The 19,885-nt window shown below is 69.5% G+C and carries 8 protein-coding genes and 1 other RNA gene; 5 read left to right on the top strand and 4 right to left on the bottom strand.

The window, feature by feature from the left end:
* Positions 1 to 198 (top strand): hypothetical protein (locus tag ENSA7_RS45075; protein ID WP_219908027.1); only part of this gene is annotated, 198 nt, incomplete at its 5' end.
* A 299-nt stretch (positions 199 to 497) separates the two neighbouring features.
* Here the strand turns inward: ENSA7_RS45075 and ssrS are convergent.
* Both ssrS and gltX read right to left on the bottom strand, forming a co-directional pair.
* A non-coding RNA gene (gene ssrS / locus ENSA7_RS21430) (6S RNA) lies at positions 498 to 666 on the bottom strand.
* A gap of 86 nt (positions 667 to 752) precedes the next feature.
* Entirely contained in the window at positions 753 to 2,270 is a 1,518-nt protein-coding gene (gltX, locus tag ENSA7_RS21425; protein ID WP_106091179.1) for a glutamate--tRNA ligase, read from the bottom strand.
* Between the two features lie 50 nt (positions 2,271 to 2,320).
* On the opposite strand from gltX, the gene ENSA7_RS21420 reads away from it, so the two are divergent.
* Positions 2,321 to 3,166 carry a methyl-accepting chemotaxis protein gene (locus tag ENSA7_RS21420; protein ID WP_146157961.1) on the top strand — a complete coding sequence of 282 codons (846 nt, stop codon included), beginning with the start codon at positions 2,321 to 2,323 and terminating at the stop codon, positions 3,164 to 3,166.
* Positions 3,167 to 3,568: 402 nt separating this feature from the next.
* Complete coding sequence (locus ENSA7_RS43995; RefSeq protein ID WP_181233971.1) at positions 3,569 to 5,503, top strand: hypothetical protein; 1,935 nt, start codon at positions 3,569 to 3,571, stop codon at positions 5,501 to 5,503.
* A gap of 118 nt (positions 5,504 to 5,621) precedes the next feature.
* Here ENSA7_RS43995 and ENSA7_RS21410 read toward each other — a convergent pair whose 3' ends face one another.
* Complete coding sequence (locus tag ENSA7_RS21410; protein ID WP_181233970.1) at positions 5,622 to 6,035, bottom strand: fluoride efflux transporter FluC; 414 nt, start codon at positions 6,033 to 6,035, stop codon at positions 5,622 to 5,624.
* A 69-nt stretch (positions 6,036 to 6,104) separates the two neighbouring features.
* On the opposite strand from ENSA7_RS21410, the gene ENSA7_RS21405 reads away from it, so the two are divergent.
* Positions 6,105 to 6,899, top strand: coding sequence for a CPBP family intramembrane glutamic endopeptidase (locus ENSA7_RS21405; protein WP_106091176.1), 795 nt, complete (start codon positions 6,105 to 6,107; stop codon positions 6,897 to 6,899).
* Positions 6,900 to 6,913: 14 nt separating this feature from the next.
* Here the strand turns inward: ENSA7_RS21405 and ENSA7_RS21400 are convergent, their stop codons facing one another.
* Positions 6,914 to 9,499, bottom strand: coding sequence for a M16 family metallopeptidase (locus ENSA7_RS21400; protein ID WP_181233969.1), 2,586 nt, complete (start codon positions 9,497 to 9,499; stop codon positions 6,914 to 6,916).
* Positions 9,500 to 9,791: 292 nt separating this feature from the next.
* Here ENSA7_RS21400 and ENSA7_RS21395 point away from each other — a divergent pair.
* Positions 9,792 to 19,885, top strand: a 10,094-nt coding sequence (locus ENSA7_RS21395) for a tetratricopeptide repeat protein (RefSeq protein WP_146157960.1), incomplete at its 3' end; no start/stop codon positions are given.

Genomic DNA, 19,885 nt, shown 5'->3' with positions numbered 1-19,885 from the left:
CTGCTCCCCCACGCCCCTCAAGTCGCCCTCGAGTTCCTCACCTTCGCCCTCGAAGTCGCCGCCGTCCTCTACCTCGCAACCCGCCTCCGCGCCCACGCTGCGGTCCCCACCACCCGCCAGCTCGAACTCCAAGCCCGCTGGCTCATCCCCCTCACCTTCATCAACCTCCTCACCATCCTAATCTGGCGAGCACTCTGATCAGATCAGCTCAGCCCAGATCAGATCAGTCCAGCTGCCTGCGATGCACAAGCCGCCCCCGAGGGAGACCACCGAGATGTCCACCCACAGACAAACAAGCCCCCTTCCAGGGAGCCCAAGTAGGCGACCGCTGTGAGCACTCACCCAGCGATGTCCACCCACAGATAACGAGCCCCCTCATAGGGGGCCACTCATACCCCTGCGCACAGACGAACCAGCCCATCGGGGGAGCGAAGCGACCGACCGGACGCGCCAGCGGCCGTGCATGGCAAAGTGCGAAACTCCCCGGGGGGGTAAAAAACAGCCCCTGTCCCCGCCGGTTAAGTTCAACCCCTACATGAAGTAGGTGGGTGGCACGATAATCGCTTCGGGCTTCTCGCCGAACGAGCCTGCACTCCCACGAACAGAGGCGGCACCCTGGTTGAACGATGTAGGTAGAACTTTCGCGTCTGGGGACAGATGGGCTGCAACAACACTTATACCACGGGCCGACGATCGGCCACGTCACAAATGCAAGGTGGCCTCAGATACCCGCGGCGTGGCCGACGGCAGCGCTACCAGTCCTCGCCCTTGCGAAGCTGCTCGATCACGTCGCGGACACGCCGACGCACGCGATCCTTGCCGCAGATCTGCATGGTCTCGAACAAGCCCGGACTCGCGGTGCGCCCGGTGACAGCGAGGCGCAACAGCGTGAATAGCTCGCGTGCTTTCCACTGGTGTTGCTCGCAAAATTCGCGCGAGAATGCTTCGAGCCCCTCGACGGTGAAGGCGCGGGCGCGGGTGTCTCGCTCGATGTCCTCGAGGTAGCGCTCGAGGATCCCGGTGACATCGGCTCGGCTCCGCTTCTTGATCCGAAACTTGGGCAGCACGGGGGTCAGATCGACGCTGCCACCAAAGAAGAAGCTGACGTAGGGGATGAAGTCGTCGAGCAGATCGATGCGCGGCTGGGACACGGCGAGCATCGCCTTGATCCGATCCTCGGACAGCACGGTCGCCATGATCTGCGCGTGGAGCTGGTCGATCGACAGCGCGCGGATGTCGTCGGCGTTGAACGCGGCGAGCTTGGCCTGGTCGAACACCGGACCCCCGACGCTGACCTTGGACCAGTCGAACACCTCGGTCATCTCGGCCACGTCGAACCGCTCCTTGTCGTCGCCGAACGAGAACCCGAGCGTGCCCAGGAAGTTGAGCAGGGTCTCCGGCAGGTAGCCGAGGTCGCGGTAGTAGTCGATCGAGACCGGGTTCTTGCGCTTCGAGAGCTTGGACTTGTCGGGGTTGCGGAGCAGCCCGAGGTGGTACCAGCGCGGCGGCTCCCAGCCGAACATCTCGTAGAGCACGATGTGCTTGGGCGTGCTCGAGATCCACTCTTCGCCGCGGATCACGTGCGTGATCCCCATGTCGTGATCGTCGACGACGTTGGCGAGGTGGTAGGTGGGGAACCCGTCGGACTTGACGATGACCTGATCGTCGCTCTCGGCGTTGGCCCGATGGATGCTGCCGCGGAGGCCGTCGACCACGACGGTCTCGCCGATCGTCGGCATCTTCATGCGGATCACGTGGGCCTCGCCGGCGTCGGCCCGGGCCTGGGACTGCGCCGGGTCGAGCTCACGACAGTGGCGGTCGTAGCCGTAGTGGGCGGCCTTGCTGGCCCGCTGGTGCTCGCGCAGCTCGTCGAGCCGCGCCTTCGTACAAAAACAGCGGTACGCGGCGCCCTTGTCGAGCAGCAGGTTGGCGTGACGCGTGTACAGGTCCAGGCGCTCGGACTGGCGGTAGGGCCCGTGCGGCCCGCCGACGTCCGGGCCCTCGTCCCAGGTCAGGCCCAGCCAGCGCAGCGCCGAGATGATCGCCTGCTCGGAGCTGAGCGACGAGCGGACCCGATCGGTGTCCTCGATCCGCAGGATGAACGTCCCGCCGTGCTTGCGGGCGAATACATAATTGAACAGCCCGATGTAGGCGGTCCCGACGTGGGGGTCACCGGTCGGGCTCGGGGCGATCCGCACCCGCGGCGGCATGCGTCCGGGATCGGGCAAAATCGCGGTCTGCTCGGGGCTCTGCGGGCCGTCACTCGTCATGATGCCGAGTCCCTACCACACAGCCAGCGCTGCAAGTACACTCGGGGCGCGTGAGTGACGTCAGCAGCCACATTTATCAAGCCGTTCGAGAGGTGATCACTCGGCGCAGCTACGACCGGGCTGTGGCGGCCACCGCCCTCGCCGAGCGACTGCTCCACAACGAGGGCACGATCGTGCGCCAGGACGACGAGATCCTCGTCGGCTCGCGACCGATGTCCAAGGACCGCGAGCTGCTCACTCGCATGTCCCAGTCGACCGGCCTCGGCTTCGCCATCTATGCGGGCAACCGCCGGATCGCGGTGGCCACGGTGCTCGACGCCGGCACCCCACCGGAGCTCAACGAGTTCGCCCACGGTGACCTCGTCGACCGAGTCCTGCGCCGCCGCGAGGTCTACAAGGGCACCGTGGAGTACCGCGACCGCGAGTACCTGGCGGTCTGCCGGCCCCTGCACGCGTCGGGGGGCCAGGACTTCGCGCCGGTCGGCATGATCGAGGCGTTTCAAGACAAAGAGGCCTACTTCGATCTGCTCGCGGCCGCGGCTCGCAGCGGCGTCGAGGATCAGGTCGCCGACGTCGAAGAGCGCGCCGACGGCATGGAGTCGATCATCCACTTCATCGACGACGTCGCGCGCCGCCTGCAGCTGCTCGCGCTCAACGGCAACATCATCGCCGCCCAGGCTGGTGAGCACGGCCGCGCGTTTCGGGTCGTGTGTCGCGAGCTGGGCAGCCTCGCCGACCAGGCCAAGAACACTGGCCAGGATGTCCGCAAGCTAATCCAGTCGATGGGCCTCGAGCGCAACGACGCGGCCTACATGAGCCGGCTCGACGAGACCGCAGGCACCGCGAGCACCGAGGCGAAGCCAGACGCGCCCGCCAGCGCGCCTCGAACCGCTTGAACCGGCTGGGTCCAGGGTTGGGCCAACCAGAGCCACGCGCGCCCCGTGCGCGAGACCCACTGGCATGTCCGGCGAGGCCTGCTTGCGACCACGGCCCCCAGACTCCGGGCCCCAGCGGATGCCGGTCACAATCGACTCGGCCCCTCACTAGCAGGATGTACGGGGGCTCAGCTGTACAGCAGGCTGCGAAAACGGATCCTGTCGCGCGATCTCCCATCCCCGCGGTCAGCTCCGAACAATCCCAGAATACTGTATGTTTTCAAGTAGTTGGATGTAATCCACGCCCCATCCGTTCCGACCCTCCACCGCGAATTCGCCAAGATTTCAGACCTTTATGGCTTGTATGGGAGGATCTGGCCGTGATAGGGGACCTCTGAAGGCCCTCAGAGGGAGTTTTCACTGATGGACCAGATCTTCGAGAGCCACTTTGGTGGATCGAGTAACAACTCGAATGGCGGGGAGACCGATGGGTACTGCCCCAAGTGTCGGGCAGATACTTCACACATCATCCTCGAGAGCTACGGTGAGGAGGTCCGCAGGGTGCAATGCGCAGTCTGCGGCGACATCCACGCCTTCAAGAAGCCTCGGGGGACCGGAGAGGACGCAGAGCCCGTGTCCGTGACCCGACGACGAAAACTCGAGAAACTCGACTGGCTGCAAGGCATCCAGAACTACGACCGCACCACGGCGGTCCGCTACAACCCCCGGACCGCGCTGGTGCTGCATCAGCTGTTGGTCCACCCGAGCTTCGGAGTGGGGTTTGTCAGCGAGGTCCTGGGTGACAACAAGGTCGAGGTGACCTTCCGCAACAACGTCAACCGCGTGATCGTCCACGGACGTGGGGTCGACGAGGAGGAGCTGCGGGGCGACCTGGTCGACGAGCAGGAGCTGCGAAATCTGCTCAAGCTCGAGATGGGCCCGACCCCGGAAGAGATCGCCGCCGAGCGCGAGCGACGGCTCGCCGAGGAAGAGGCCGAGAAGAAGCGCCAGGCCGAGGAGCGTCGGCTCGCGGCGGAGCGTGCGCGGCAAGAGGCGGAGGAGCGCCGCGAGGCCGAGCAGCGCCAGCGCGAAGCCGAGCGCGAGGCCAAGCGCAAAGAGCGAGAGGCCGAGCGCAAGCGCAAGGAGGAGGAGCGCCTGCGACTTCGTGCCGAGAAGGAGGCTGCCCGCCTCGCCGCCAAGAAGGCCCGCGAAGAGGAGCAGGAGCGCAAGCGCCTCGAGCGTGCCCGCGCCGCCGCCGAGAAGAAGGCCGAGCGCGAGCGCGCGCGGGCCGACAAGGCCGCCAAGCGCGAAGAAGAGAAGCGCAAGCGCGAGGCCGAGAAGCGCGAGCGCGACGAAGAGCGCGACCGCAAGCTGGCCGAGCGCGAGGAGCAGCGCCTGCTCAAGGAGAAAGAGCGCGACCGCAAGAAGAAGGAAGCGGACAAGCTCAAGAAGCAGCGCGAGGCCGAGCGCGAGCGCCAGCGCAAGCTCAAAGAGAAGGAAAAAGAGAAGAAGGCCAAGGAGAAAGAGCGGCTCAAGAAGCTCAAAGAGGCCGAGCGCGAGCGCGAGCAGCTCAAGAAGGAAAAAGAGCGGCTCAAGAAGGCCAAAGAGGCCGCCGCCGAGAAGGCCAAGCGCGACAAAGAGCGGATCGCCAAGGCCAAGGAGGCCGCCGCCGAGAAGGCCAAGAAGGACGCCGAGCGCAAGAAGAAGGCCGCCGAGAAGGCCAAGAAAGACGCCGAGCGCAAGCGGAAGACCGCGGCCAAGAAGAAGGCCGAGGCCGCCAAGAAGAAGAAGGCCGCCGCCAAGCTGCGCGCGGCCGAGAAGAAGAAGAAGGCCGCCGAGAAGAAGAAGGCCGCCGCCGCCAAAAAGAAGGCTGACGCCGCCGAGAAGAAGGCCAAGACCAAGTCCAAGGCCAAGTCCAAGCCGGCCAAGAAGGCGAAGCCGGCCAAGAAGGCCAAGCCCAAGGCCGCCAAGAAGGCCAAGCCCAAGGCCGCCGCCAAGAAGAAGGCCGCGAAGAAGGCCACCAAGAAGAAGGCCACCAAGACCAAGTCCAAGGCAGCGGCGAAGTCGAAGACCAAGCCGGCCAAGAAGACCAAGTCCAAGGCCAAGGCCAAGCCAGCCAAGAAGACCAAGTCCAAGGCCAAGCCGGCCAAGTCCAAGGCCAAGGCCAAGCCCGCCAAGTCCAAGGCCAAGGCCAAGCCCGCCAAGAAGACCAAGTCCAAGCCGGCCAAGAAGAAGGTCTCCAAGACCAAGCCGGTGGCCAAGAAGCAGGCCGCGACCAAGAAGAAGGCCGCGGCCAAGAAGAAGGCCACCAAGTCCAAGGCCAAGCCGGCCAAGAAGACCAAGTCGAAGAAGAAGTAGGTCGGCGCTCGACACGAGCCCCACGGGCGGAGACGGTCTCTCAGATCGCTCCGCCCGTTCTCGTTTTGGCGAGCGCGCGCGGCCCAGAGTCTGGTCTCACGCGCGCAGCTTCGGCGACTCAGCCCGCGGAGACGCCGAACCCGAGCGCGCGCGCGGCCCAGAATCCGGCCCACACGCACAGCACACCGCCGACGAGGTGCGCGCCGATCTGCGTGGCGAGCACGCCAAACCGGTGGTGCCCGACGAGGTCGACCGACAGCAACGCGAACGCGCTGTAGGTCGTGAACCCGCCCAGCAGCCCGCCGAGGATGATGTTGCGCCACTCGCTGGTGGTGATCACGGCTGCGGCGAACCCGATCAACAGACAGCCGATCAGGTTGACGACGAGGACGCCTGCGTAGGGGAGACGCTCGACGAGGGCCTGCTCGATCCGCCCGGACAGCAGCACGCGCAAGGTCGCCCCCGTGCCGCCCGCCACGAACACGGCGGCGAGCTGCGCGAGCGTACCGATGCTGGGGCTCTCGTCTGTCACGTGTGTTCGCGCCCTGAAACTCGCGGCTTTCTTGGGGCTGGGCCCGAGCTTGGCGCAGGATCGGCGACGATGGCAAGCGACCGAGACCCCGCGGCGGCCCCGCGACCGAAGCGCGCGCGCCCGGCGACGAAGGGCACGCTCGCCAACCATCTCGCCGGTCGCGTGGATCCGCTGACCAGCGCGATCTTGGTGTTCCCGCTGTTCATCATCTACCAGCTCGGGATCCTGCTCAGCCGCGGGCTCAACGGCGTCGACTTCGTGACCGCCTCGCTCGTGCAGCTGTGCGAGCGCGACCTCGGCAACTATCTGGTGATCCTCAGCAGCATGCTGATCGCCTACGCCGCGATCTTGCTGCTGCTGCGCCAGCGCGAGAGCTTCGATCCCAAGGCCTTCGTGCCGGTCCTGGCCGAGTCGACCTTCTACGCGCTGTCGATGGGCTCGATCATCTTGTTCGTGATGCACAGGTTCGTCGAGCTGGTCCCGGGCCTCAGCACCAGCAGCGAGCTCTCGGCCGCGCTCGCGACCGGGCTGAGCTTCGTGGATGTGGTCGTGATCTCGGCCGGCGCGGGCCTCCACGAAGAGCTGATCTTCCGGCTGATCGGGGTCGGCGGGCTGTCATGGCTGCTCGCAGGTGCGATGCCCGAGAAGCAAGCATGGGTCACCGCGCTGGTGATCTCGTCGCTGAGCTTCTCGCTCGCGCACCACCTTGGACCCCACGGCGAGGCGTTCGCGTTCGCGCCGTTCGTGTATCGCTCGCTCGCGGGGGTGTTCTTCGCGCTGGTGTACCAGGTCCGCGGGCTCGCGGTCGCGGTCTGGACCCACGCGCTCTACGACATCTACGTGCTTGGCTATGTCGGCATGTAGGTCGGCATGTAGGATCAGGGACTGCGGACCAGCACGGTCACCTGCCGACGGGGGTCGAGCAGCCGCTTCGCGAGCACTTGCAGTTGTTCGCGATTCACCCGCTGCACCCGCTCTGGATAGCGCAGGTAGTAGTTGACCCCGAGTCCGTAGGCCTCGCCGAACACCATGCGCGACGCCACGCGACTGCGCCGCTGCAGGCCGCTCTCGAATTGCCCGACCAGCCAGCGCTTGGCCCGATCCAGCTCCGCGGCCGCGACCGGCTCGGCCATGATCCGCGCGATCTGGACCTCGATCGCGGCGCGTGCGGCGTCGAGCTTGTCCTGGCTGGCGGCCGCGTGAAACACCACGTGCCCCGCGTCGATGTGCTCGCTCGACGACGCGCCGACCTGATAGACCAGGCCCTCGCGCTCGCGCAGCGACTCGAACAGCCGGCCGGCCTGACCTCCGAGCACCGCGCACAGCACGTCGAGGGCGGCGCCGTCGGGATCGCCGAGCGGCAGACCGGGGAACCCGATCACGCACTGGCCCTGCTCGCGCTCGCGCTCGATGACCTGCTCGATCGGGCGTCGGGGCCACTTTGCACCGGCTCCGGGCCAGGTCGGCATGGGCCCGGACGGCTCGGTCTCAGCCGGCTCGAGCTGCCGATCAATTTGGGCGAGCACCGCGTCGAGGTCGAACTTGCCAGCGAGCGACAGGACCGCGCGGCCGATCGGATAGTTGCGCGCCCAGTTGCGGGCGACCTTGGCGTGGTCGAACCGGGCCAAGCTGGTATGGGTGCCGCGCAGGTCGCGACCATGCGGGTGCGCGCCATACAGGGCGGCCAGCATCTGGCGATACGCGAGGTGGCCGGGATCATCCGCGTCAGCGTCGAGATCCGCGATCACGATCCGGCGGGCCTCGTCGATCTCCTCGGGCGCAAACGTGGGATCGAGGGCGCACTCGAGCGCGCGGGTGAGCACGGCGGGAAAGTGCTCGGCGAGGCTCTCGGTCTGCAGCCCGATGCTGTTGTGACCGGAGAAGCCGTCGAGCACCGCCGCGAGCCCCTCGATCTCCCGGGCCAGGGTGTCCCCGTCGCGCGAGGCGTTGCCGCGGTTGAGCAGCGCGCCCGTCAGCGACGAGATCCCGGCGTTGCGTCCGGACTCGAGCCGCAGGCCGCCGGGCCACACCAACCACCCGGCGACGATGCTCAAGCTCGGGTCCGGGCGCGCGACGATCCGCAGGCCGCTGCGGTGGGTCACGCACCAGGTGCCGAGCTCGTCGCACGTGGGCTGCTGATCCAGTCGAGCCAGTCGAGCCAGGCGAGCGGCCGGGCGCCCGGACCCGGCGTCGACCTGGCAGCTGCGGAGGATCCGGCGGCACATGGCCCTGGCCGCGCGGGCGTCGACCTTGTCGCGCGGCACCAAGATCGTGATCGCGCCGCGCTCGCGCCCGAGGTAGCGCGCGCACACGTCGCGGACCTGGTCGGGGGTCAGGCCAGCGAGGATCTCGAAGTACTCGGCCTCGGCCCCGAGCCGGCCGCTGGCCGCGGCGAAGTAGGCCAGCGCGTGGGCCTGGCCCTGCACGGTCTCGCGCCGATAGACCAGCGAGCTGCGCAACACCGCCTGGGCACGGGCGAATTCTTCGGCCTCGAGCGGCGCGCGAGCGAGCGCGTCGATCTCGGCGAGCAAGGCCGCGGTCGCAGCCTCGACCACGTCGGCGTCGGCCTGCGCGCTGATCATGAAGGTGCCGCTGGCGAGCCCACCGAGGTAGCTCGCGTAGGCGTCGGAGACCAGCCGGTCGCGGCGTCGCGCGCCCGTGGCCAGCCGCGACGACTCGCCCTGTCCGAGCGCGATCGCGGCGACATCGAGCGCCACGCCCTCGAGCGCCAGCGCGTCGCCGCCCAGCCACCCGAGCCGCAGGTAGGCCTCCTGGACGTCCTCGCGCACGACCCGAACCCGCGGCTGCGTCAGCGGCACAGGGCCCGGTCGAGCGCGAGCGCGACGCCCGGCCGGCAAGTCTCCGAGCAAGCGCCGCGCGCTGGCCTCGACCTGCTCGAACGGAACCGGCCCGGCGACGACCAGCACCACCCGCTCGCCTCGATGTTGGCGGCGCGCCCAGCCGCGCAGGATCCCCCCGGTCAGCGCGCAGACCTCGGACTCTTCGCCGAGGACCGGGCGCGCGTAGGGGTGATCCTCGTAGAGATCGGCCATCATCGTCTGCACGCTGCGCGCGGACGGGTCGTCGGCGTACTGGCGGATCTCCTCGACCACGACCTCCTGCTCGCGCGCGAGCTCGTCTGCGTCGAACTCGCGGTCGATCAGCGAGCCCACCATGACATCGAGTGTCTCGACGAAGGCGTCTGCGGGGACCGTCGCGTGAAACACGGTCTCGTCATGCGAAGTAAACGCGTTGACGTCGCCGCCAAGCTGCTCGATGACTGCGGCGAGATCGCGCCGGTCGCCGTTGGCAGACACGACCGGCTTGAAGACCATGTGCTCGAGCAGGTGTGCGCAGCCGTGCTCACGCTTGCGCTCGCACGCGGCCCCAGCCGCGACCCACAGCTGGATCGAGACAACCCCGCGATAGCCCGGCGCTGGCGCGTCGGTGGGCAATGCCAGCACCCAGACGCCGTTTTCGAGCCGCAGGGACTCGGGTTCGAGAGCCGGACGCGGATGGCTCGGACCGGCTTGGTGGTGACTGCGCTCGCGGACCATGAAGATAGCGGCCCAAAACCTACCCCTGGCCACCCATAAAAGCCAATCGGTTGCGCCCGCAAGCGGGTCGGAAGCCCGACCCGCGCTGATCTCAGCCCGAACTGATATCAGCTCATTGCGGGCGTCCTCATGATAGTCTGCCGGCCCACAGGGCTGGGTCCAAACCGTCCCAGGCCTCTGGCACCGTGCAGCTTTGACCATGGCCGAGATCGATTCTGCCCTGCCCTGCCCTCTCCCTGCTCGGGCGGATGATGACGCGGAGGCGCTCGAGGACTATCGCGCCAAGCTCGGTGACGAGCGCGCGTTCGCTCGAGCGCGCCGCAAGCTGCGTGAGATCGGCGACTGGTCGTCGATGGCCAAGCTGCTCGTCGAGCACGCCGCCGCGATCGCGGGTGAGATCGACAAGCACGCCAAGGTCGCCGAGCTCGCGTCGCTGGCCTACGAGCTGTTCGCCGAGCGCGTCAACGACCAGGAAGCGGCGATCCACGCCCTGGCCCGGGTGCTGCTGGCCCAGCCGGAGAACAACCAGGCCTACGAGCGGCTGTACATGGCCTACCAGGGCATGGACCGCCACCAGGAGCTGGCCACGCTGCTGCGCTGGCGGATGGCGTGGGCGCGCCGGGTCCAGCCATCGCTGCTCGCCGGGCTCCACTACGGCTACGCCGAGCTGCAGCGCCGGCACTTCCACGCGATCGGTGAGGCGGTCGAGCACTACGAGCAGGCCCTCGCCCAAGATCCGATGCTGGCCGAGGCCAGCGATCAGCTGATCGATCTCCACATGTCGGCGGGCGCGTGGCAGCGCGCGTCACGACTGATGGAGGCCGAGCTCTCGCAGCTCGAGGCCCATCCCAGCTACGCCAGCGACCCCGCCGTGGCGGCGCGGATCGGCGAGCTACATCTGCGCCTGGCTCGGATCGCGTCTGACCAGCATCAAGATCTCGCCGGGGCCGCCCGGCACCTGCAGGCGGCGATCAAGTCGACGCCGCAGAGCCTCGAGGCCCTCCACGCCTTTGGCACCCTGTACCTCGGCTCGGGCAAGGCCAGCGACGAGGGCATGGCCAAGGCGTCCAGCATCTTCTTGAAGGCGGCGCAGCTGGCTCGCGCAGCCGGCGACATGCCGCAGTCGCTCAAGCTGCTGCGGCGCACGCTGAGCCTGCGCCCGGATCACTTCGAGGCCGGCCAGATGTACGCGGACGTGCTCGCCGAGCAGGCCCACTGGATGGAGCTCGACGATCACTACCGCCGGGTGCTGACCTACGTGCAGCCGCCCGCGCGCGTGAACGTGCTCCTGCGCCGGGCCGAGAACCTCGACCAGCGGCTGCAGCGGCACGAGGAAGCCCGGGTCTGCTACGAGGAGGCCGGCCGGTTCCAGCCCGCCGACGGCGAGGCCTGGCAAGCGCTCGAGCGGCTGTATCGCAACAGCGCCGACTGGACCGCGCTCGCGGCCCTGCTCGAGTGGCGTATCGATCAGCTCGGCGACGCGATCCCGACCGCGTCGCTGCTCGAGGCCGCCAAGGTGTTTCACATCGAGCTCGACGATCACGAGCGCGCGGCGCTGTTCTACTTCAAGGTGCTCGAGCGCGAGCCCTTCGATGCCGAGGCGTTCGAGGGCTACAAGGAGCACTTTCGGCGCAAGCAGGCCTGGGGAGCGCTGCGCGACCTGGTGCTCTACCAGATCGAGCAGGCCACCGACGCGGCCCGGGCCGGGCACCCCAGCCCGCTCGACGACGACGCCTTCGCCCAGGAATTCGTCGAGCTCGCCGAGATCTGCGAGCGGCGTCTGGGCGACGTCGACGGGGCCGTCGACGCGTGGGCCCGGATGTCGCAGTCGTACCCCCGCGACCCGCAGCCGCGCGAGCAGATGTCGCGCATCCAAAAGCGCACGCGCATGTGGGACAACATGGTGCGGGTCCAGGAGGCCGAGCTGGCCCGCGCTCAAGATCCGCGCAAGCGCCTCGAGATCATCAAGCGGCTCGCGCAGATCTACCGCGACCGCCAGGTCAACCCGCAGCGGGCGATCGAGCTGTACTCGGAGATGCTGTACCTCTCGCCCGAGGATCTGCAGGCGACGCGGGCGCTGACGGCCCTCTACGATCGGGCCGGCGACTACAACCAGGTGATCGCGCTGCTGCGTCAGCAGTACGAGGTCGCCCGCGCCGACGCCGAGCGGGTCTCGCTGCTGCGGCGCATGGCCGAGCTGTGGCACCACGATCTGTCGGCCCCCGCCGAGGCGATGTGGGCCTGCGAAGAGATCCTCTCGCTGACCGGCAACGACCTCGAGGCCCTGCATCGGCTGCAGCTGCTGGCCCAGGAGGCCAACGACATCGAGCTGCTGGTCGCCGCGCTCGAGCGCGAGCACAAGGTCACGGGCAAGGCCAGCGGCAAGGCCCAGCTGCTGCGCCGGCTGGCCCGCGTGACCGAGAGCCGGCTCCACGATCACGATCGTGCGGCCCACTACTGGTCGCGGCTGCTCGACCTCGAGCCCGAAAACCTCGAGGTCATCGACAAGATGGTCGCGGTCTACGACACCTCGGGCCGGTTCGAGGAGCTCGCCGAGCTGCTCGGCAAGGCGGCCTCGGCCAACAAGACCCCGATCATCCGCCAGCTCGACTATCTACTCCGGCTCGGCTACCTCGCGGAGTCGGGGCTCGGCGATCCAGAGCTCGCCCGCTCGGCCTACGAGCGCGTGATCAAGATCCGCCCGGACCACCGTCGCTCGCTCGACGCCCTCGCCAACCTGTATCGGATCGACGAGGACTACGAGGGCCTGACCGAGATCCTCGGCAAGCTGCGCGAGATCGCGGACAACGACGAGGAGAGCTTCGGGTTCGCGTGGGAGCAGGCTCAGCTGCTGCTGCAGGCGGGTGAGCCGGGCGAGGCCGCCGAGGCCCTGGCCTGGATCGCCACCGAGATTCGGCCCGGCGACACCGAGGTCAACTACGCGCTGCTCGACGCCTATCGGCTCGCCAACAGCCGCCACGAGCTGATCGCCCACGCCGAGCTATTGCTGCTCGGCACCAGCGATCCCGACCAGCGCGTGTACCTGTTTGGTCTGGTCGTGTCGGCCTGGCAGGCGCTCGAGGACAAGCGCGCGGCGATGCGCGTGACCGAGCGACGGCTGCGAGAATTCCCGGCCGATCCGCAAGGCCACGCCCAGCTCGCCGAGCTGCAGGAAGAGCTCGGCGAGTTCGAGCACGCGCTGCGCTCGCTGGCGGCCAAGCTCGAGCTCGTCGCCCACGATCCCGATCAACAGATCGCTACTCTGCGGCGCATGGCCGAGATCGCCGATCTCGGGATCGGCGACCGGATCCGCGCGCTCGAGCTGCTGCGTCGGGCCAGCGGCATCGACCCCACGGACCCCGAGCTGCGCGATCACATCGAGCAGTTCGCCGAGGCCCACGGGACCTGGAAAGAGCTGCTCGAGATCGACGAGCTGCGCATCAACCGGCTGGCCGAGATGGGCGACATCGCCGGGCAGCTGGATATCTGCACGGAGGCGTCGCGGATCGCCGAGGAGCACCTCTCGGACTCGGATCGGGCGTTCGCGTGGGCGCGGCGCGGGTACTTCATCGCCCGCCAACAGCAGCTCGACTTCGACCAGGGCTTTCGTCGGCTGCGCAAGCTCGCCGAGGCCTACGGCCTGTGGACGGCGCTGCTCGAGGTCACCGAGCGCGAGCTCGAGCGCAAGACCTTCGCCGACGAGTTCGAGCTGGTCGAGCGCATGATCGGCTCGGCCGAGATCGCCGAGAACGAGCTCGGGGATCCGCGTCGGGCCGTCGGCTATTTGCAGCGATCCCTGCAGATCAGCCCCGACGACGAAGAGGTCAGTCGGCGCCTGCAGAACATCGCCGAGTCGCACGAGCTGTGGGACGCACTGTTGGCCCTGGCCGAGCACCGGCTCGAGCACGCCGACGGCTCGCTCGGTCGGTTTGACGCCTACTGTGCGATCTCGCGGATCCACGAGCGCAAGCTCGACGATCCCCGGGCCGCGTTCGCGACCTTGCGCCGGGCCTGGAAGGACCTGCGCACACGCGAGGTCACGCTGGCCGAAGAGGCGCTCGACATGGCGATCAACCTGGCCGAGGGCAGCAAGCTGTGGCGCGAGCTCGCCGAGCACTACGCCGAGCTCGCCCACGACATGGCCGGGCAAGACAGCCGGCTCGAGGCCGTCGACGCCCTGGCCGAGGCCGCGCGGATCGTCGACGAGCGCCTCGATGATCCGATCTCGTCGATGCGGGTGCTGCTGCGCGGCGTCACCATGGATCGCGAGGGCGACGTGTTGCTGCCGCGCCTGCGCGAGCTCGCGGCCCGGGTCGACACCGACGCGGCCGGCGGGGCCCACGATGGCGTCAAGGTTGGTGCGCTGGTCGAGCTGCGCGCGCTGGCCCTGCTGTACGCCGACGCCCGCAGCGACAGCGAGCGGATCGACCTGTTGATCCAGCGCGCCGAGCTGCGCGAGCGACGTCTCGACGACGGCAACGGGGCGCTCGGTGAGTGGCTGCGGGTGCTGACGATCGACCGCCTGCATGAGGGCGCGCGCGAGCAGACCGAGCGGCTGGCCGCGCACTACCAGCTGTGGAATTGCTTCACGCTGATCCCGGCGTGGGAGCTCGAGCAGGCGACCGACAACGGCAGCCAGGCCCAGCTGCTGACCGAGCTCGCGGACCTCTACGAGAACATGCTCGCGCGCCCGGAGTACGCGCTTCGGGCCCGGCTCGAGGCCTGGCGCCGGGGTCCAACCCTGCCGCCCCGCGAGGGGCCGCTCGGCCAGCCGCACACGGATCTGTGGCGACTCGCGGGGGCCGTCGGCTCCTACTCTGGGCCCGCGCTGCCCAACGACGCGCTGCTGCTGCCGGTCGTGCCCACACCGGAGCTCAACGACCGCAAGCTGTGGGCCCGCGCGCGCCTGGACCCGCAGCACCTCACGCCGCCGGGCGGGTCCGACTCGGCCAAGGCGATCGTCGCCGAGTACGCCGATCCCCACTCGGCCGGCGCCCCCGACGAGCTGACCGCCGTGGCCCCGATCGGCGCCGACGAGGACTCCAAGGTCATGGAGGTGTCCCGCGTCGAAGAGATCCCGAGCGGCGAGTCGGTCGTGCAGGAGCTCTCGCGCGTGGAGCTCATCGATAATGTGTCCGGGCATGGTTCCGGGCATGTGACCGGGAGCTACCGGGTGGACTCGGTGATCTCGGAGGTCTCGCAGATCATCGAGATCTCTCGGGTCGAGGAGATCTCATCGATCCGGAGCAGCGATCACTCGGTGGTCGAGCTGATCGACGACCTCGAGGACTTTGAAGAGATCGAGGAGATCGACGACTTCGACGGCGTCGAGACCGGGGTCCGCGACATCCAAGAGGTGTCCTCGGCCGATCTCGAGTCCGCCTCGGTCAGCGGGGTGATCGGCAACTTCGCCGATCCACGCAAGGCCCAGCGTGAGGCTCGCAAGGGCCAGATCCCCGGCAAGATCCCCGGCAAGCTCGATCCGACCCTGGATCCGGCGACCGAGCGATTTGGCAGCAAGACCATCCCGCTGCCCAAGCCGCTCGCCGCGCTCGCGGCCCAGCGCGGCCAGGCGTCCGCCAACCCCCATGGTCTGGACGTCGCCCACGACAACGGCTTCGACCTCGCCCAGGGGCTGCCCAAGCTGCCCACGGTCTCGGGTCCCGTGCTGCCGCGCCGACCCAAGGTCGCGAGCGCCTGGGAAGAGCTCGCGCTCGCTTACGCCGAGCTGCCCACCGCCAACAAGCAAGAGAAGGTCGACGTTCACCTGGCCTGCTCGCGCCTGTGGGAAGACGGCGCCGAGCTGGTCGAGCGCGCGTTCGTCTGTCACGAGCGGGCGCTGTTGCTGATCCCCGAGGAGCCCGAGAGCGTGGCCAGTCTCGAGGCGCTCTCGACCCGCCACGGCGCCCGGCCGCGGCTGCTGCGGGCGTGGGAGCAGCTGCTCAACGAGGCCGCGCTGCCCGAGCACGTCGTCTCGCTCAACCTGCGGATCGCCGCGTTCCATGAGTACAACGACGCGCTCGAGCCAGCCGAGGCCCGCTACCGCGCGGTCCTGGCCGTCAACCCGGCGCACATCGGCGCGCTCAACAAGCTGCTGGTCATCTACGAGCAGCTCGAGCGACGCGGCGACTACATCGAGGCCTACGCGGATCTGCTCAACGCCGAGCGCCGGGAGCTCGACGACGCCGAGCGCGTGGACCGGACCATGCGCCTGGCCGAGCTCTACGAAGAGACCGGTCGGGGCGACGACGCGCTCGAGCTGCTGCGGTTCTTGGCCCGCGACTTCCCCGAGCGGTCCGAGGTGCCGGCGAGCGTGGCCGCTTTGTTGCTGCGCCGCGAGGAGTGGCCCCAGGCGATCGACGCGCTGAGGACCACCAACGAGTCGCTGTTCGACCCCGACGCGCAGGCCGACAACCTCGCGACGATCGCCGAGGTCTACAGCGAGCGCCTGGCCCTGCCCGACCGGGCGATCGACGCGTGGAACGACTACCGCGAGCTGCGGCCCGAGGACGAGCGCGCGCTCGTGGAATTGCAGCAGCTGTATCTCGAGACCACTCGCTGGAACAAGCTGCTGCCGATCCTCGACGCCCGGCTCGAGCGTGTGTCCAGCGACGCGGCGCTCGACGACGAGGCCCGCCAGGCCGCGCGGGTCAAGCTCTTGGTGATCAAGGCTCGCGCGCTGCAAGAGGGGCTGGGCGACGAGATCGCCGCGACCGAGACCCTCGAGCAGCTGACCGCCGAGGCCCCCGAGGACGACGAGGTCGCGCTCGGGCTCAGCCGGCTGTATCGCCGCACGGATCGGTTCGAGGCCGGGGTCACGCTGCTGCGCGAGCGCGTCGAACGACTCCACGCCGAGCTCGCGGACCAGCCCGATCAGGACGCGAGCCGCCAGCGGATCCGCGACCTCAGCTTCACGCTCGCGCGGGTCCTGCATGAAGAGGGCAAGCGGCACGCGGCGGCGCTCGAGCTGCTCACCCGCGCGCTCGAGCTGACCCCCGACGACCACGAGCTGATCACGCTGCGGACCAAGCTCGCGCGGGCGCTCAACGACCAGGCCATGCTCGTCGATGGGCTCGAGCGGCTCGGCGATCCCGACGGGGTGCTCGAGGCCGCCGACATCGCCCGCCGTCGCCTCGCGCAGCCGGAGCGGGCCGAGGTCGCCTACCGCCGGATCCTCGACGCCGCCAAGCGCGAGACCAGCGATCAGAGCCGTGGCCCCGAGTTCATCGCCAGCTGGGCCACCCGCCTGACCCGAGCGATCGAGGGTCTGGTCCGACTGCGGATCGACGCGGGTGACCTCGACGGCGCGACGGCGTTCATGGACGAGCAGCTGTCGGAGCTCAGCGGCGACAGCATCCGCGCGCGGCTCCTGACCGAGATCGGGCGCATCACCTACCGGACCACCGGCGATGTCCCGGCCGCGCGGGCGCGCTTCGAAGCGGCGCTCGAGGCCAACCCCGATCACGCCGAGGCCCGGCTCGGGCTCGGCGAGCTGCTGCTCGACTCGGGCGCGCTCGCCGAGGCCGAGAAGCAGCTCGAGAGCGCGGTCGAGGCCCTGACCCTCGTCCGTGATCAGACCCACCTCGTCGAGGGCCTGCTGCTGCTCGCCCGGGTGCTCGAGGCCTCGGACCGCGGCGGCGAAGCCTACCGACGGCTGACCACCGCGCTGCGCCACGACGGCGACGACCTCGCGATTCGCCTGGCCGTGGTCCGCAACCGGATGGCCGCCAAGCGCCACCGCGACGTGCTCACCGCCGTCGACCAGCTCGACCAGCGACTCGAGGCCCGCGAGCAAGAGCTGGGTCAGCCGCTCGTGCTCAACCCCCGCGAGGCCAAGCTCGCCGCCGAGATCCACGCGATCGCGGGCGAGTGCGAGCTCGAGGGCAAGGGCTCCGAGCAAGCCGAGGCTCGGCTCCGGCGCGCGCTCGAGTTCGACCCCCGCAACGCCCGAGCGCTCGCGGCGATCATCCCCTGCGCGAGCGATCGGGGCGACGTGCTCGGGGCCGCCGAGTACGCCTCGCGGCTCGCCGAGTCGATCGAGGATCCCTTCGCCCGCGGCTCGGCCTGGGTCGACGCCGGGATGCTCTACTACAACGCCGCGCAGATGGCCGTGGACGGCGAGGTCAGCGAGACCGAGGGCGGCCGCGAGCTGACCAGCAGCGAGCGTCGCTCGAGGATCGCCGAGCTCGAGCGCGAGGCGTTCGAGAACGTGCGAATGGGCCTGGTCCTGGTGTCGGACAGCCCGACGCCCGTGCTGGATCGCGCGCAGCTGGAGTTCGCGTTCCGGGCCTCGGCGCCGCACGACGCCTCGCTGGCGCTGCGCTGCCTCGAGCGGCTGTTGCTGCGCGAGAGCAGCGACGAGCAGCGCCTGGAATTGCTGCTCGAGGGGGTCCGCGTCGCGCTCATGGGCGCGGCGACCGACGCCGCCCGGACCGAGTCCGAAGCTGACGCGGCGCCCGAGGCCAGCACCGAGCCCGCAGACAGCTCGCCCGCGGACGCAGGGGTCAGCGTCGCCGTCGCGGCCGACTACGCGGACCGTGCCGTGCAGCTGGCCCCGATGTCCTCGGCGGCGGTGCTCGCCAAGGCCGAGGTGCTCGAGGCCGCCGGCCGCACCGACGAGCTGCAGCCGCTGGTCTCGGGCTTCCTGACCCGGCTCAGCGAGGCTCGCGAGCAGGCCGAGGCCGGCAATCGCCACGAGAGCGAAGAGGACCTGACCGCGCGCGTGACCCTGTTGATCCGGCTCGGCGCGCTGCAGACCGAGCAGGCCCCCGCCGAGGCCGCGGCCTCGCTCGAGGACGCCGCCCGCCTGGCCAAGAAGCTGTCGAAGTCCGGGCACGCCCACGCCCACGCCGAGTTTGGCATCGAGCACCGCAAGCAGCTCGCGCGCCTCTACGAGCGGCTGGCCGAGGCCGGCAAGGTCACCAGCGATCACAAGGTGCTCAGCAACCATCACGGGTTGCTCGAGCTCGACCCGATCTACCTGCCGTCGCTGCAGGCCCTGGCCCGCAGCCACACCGCCGCCAACCACCTCCAGCGTGCCCGCGCGCTGTACTCGATCATCGCGCTGCTCGACCCCGACGACGACGCGGCCAAGCAGTTCCTCGGCGCCCACCCCGAGACCCTCGGCCCGGATCCGCACGAGCTCGACGTCGCCAGCGTGATCGGCGAACCGCGCGCCCACGCGGGCATGGCCGACGCGCTGCTGCAGGTGTGGGAGTCGGGCCAGGCGCTGCTCGGCGAGCAGCTCGAGCGCGTCGAGTTCGAGCCCACGGCGCGGGTGTCTCCGCTCGGCGACAACACCCTGTCCAAAGCCTGGCGCGAGGTCCTGCGCCGGCTTGGCCAGACCAAGGTCGCGCTGGTCACCGACACCAGCGAGCCCGCTGCGCTCAGCTCGGGCCAGGCGGGTCAGCTGATCCAGGCCCGCTGCCAGCTGCCGCCGATCCTGCTCGCGGGCCCCCGGGCCAGCGAGGCAGGCGACGAGCTGCGCCCCATGCTCGAGTTCGCGCTGGCCCGCGCGCTGTACTACACGCGCCCCGAGGTGGTGTTGGTCGCGGGCCTCGGCAGCCCCACCTTCGCGACGATCACCTCGGCGATCCTCCTGGCCCTGCACCCGCGCCACAGTCAGCGCAAGCAGGCGGCCCGCAACGCGAGCGACCCCCTGAGCAAGCTCGGCCATGAGCTGGCCCGCAAGCTGCCGATCCGGGTGGCCCGGCAGATCGGCAACGGCTTCAAGGAGCACGAGCACGAGGCCTTTGACAGCCGCGTGCTGCGAACGTGGGCCCGCCGGGCCGGCGATCGGGTCGGCCTGCTCGTGTCGGGCGACATCGAGGCCGCGCTCGCGGTGCTCGGCGGTGGCGACCCGTCAGACCTCCGCGCCAGGGTCGAGGCCAACGGAGACCTGCGGGCGCTGCTGGCCTTCGCCGTCAGCGGGGCCTACGCCGACGCTCGTCGGCAGCTCGGCTACGTCATCGAGGGCGCTGCGGTGCCCGCCGATCGGATCCCCAGTCCGCCGATCAACGTGGCGCTCAGCGGTGCAGCTGCGCGGGTGCCCGCTCCCCTGCCGGTCGCCGATCGCCCGGTCTCGCGGGTGACCCACGAGCGGAGCCAGCCCCGGTCGCGGTCGGACGCGTCAGCACGGCCAGCCTCGCGCCCGACTTCCGGCCCGGCTCTGCGCGCAACCTCGCGCGCAACCTCGCGCCCTCACTCAGGTCCAGCCCCGCGCTCGGCCTCGGGTGGTCCCCCGCGCCCGGCCTCCGGGCCGGCCCCAGCGTCGGCGCCTGCTCGGGTCGCTGT

Source organism: Enhygromyxa salina, assembly GCF_002994635.1.
Lineage (GTDB): Bacteria > Myxococcota_A > Polyangia > Nannocystales > Nannocystaceae > Plesiocystis > Plesiocystis salina_B.
Note: the sequence above shows the minus strand (reverse complement) of the source record. Positions and strands in the feature narration are given on the sequence as shown.

Bases quoted from the DNA above. Each gene is read 5' to 3' on its own strand.
- gltX (WP_106091179.1), bottom strand. From the start codon at position 2,270: ATGACGAGTGACGGCCCGCAGAGCCCCGAGCAGACCGCGATTTTGCCC.
- ENSA7_RS43995 (WP_181233971.1), top strand. From the start codon at position 3,569: ATGGACCAGATCTTCGAGAGCCACTTTGGTGGATCGAGTAACAACTCG.
- ENSA7_RS21405 (WP_106091176.1), top strand. From the start codon at position 6,105: ATGGCAAGCGACCGAGACCCCGCGGCGGCCCCGCGACCGAAGCGCGCG.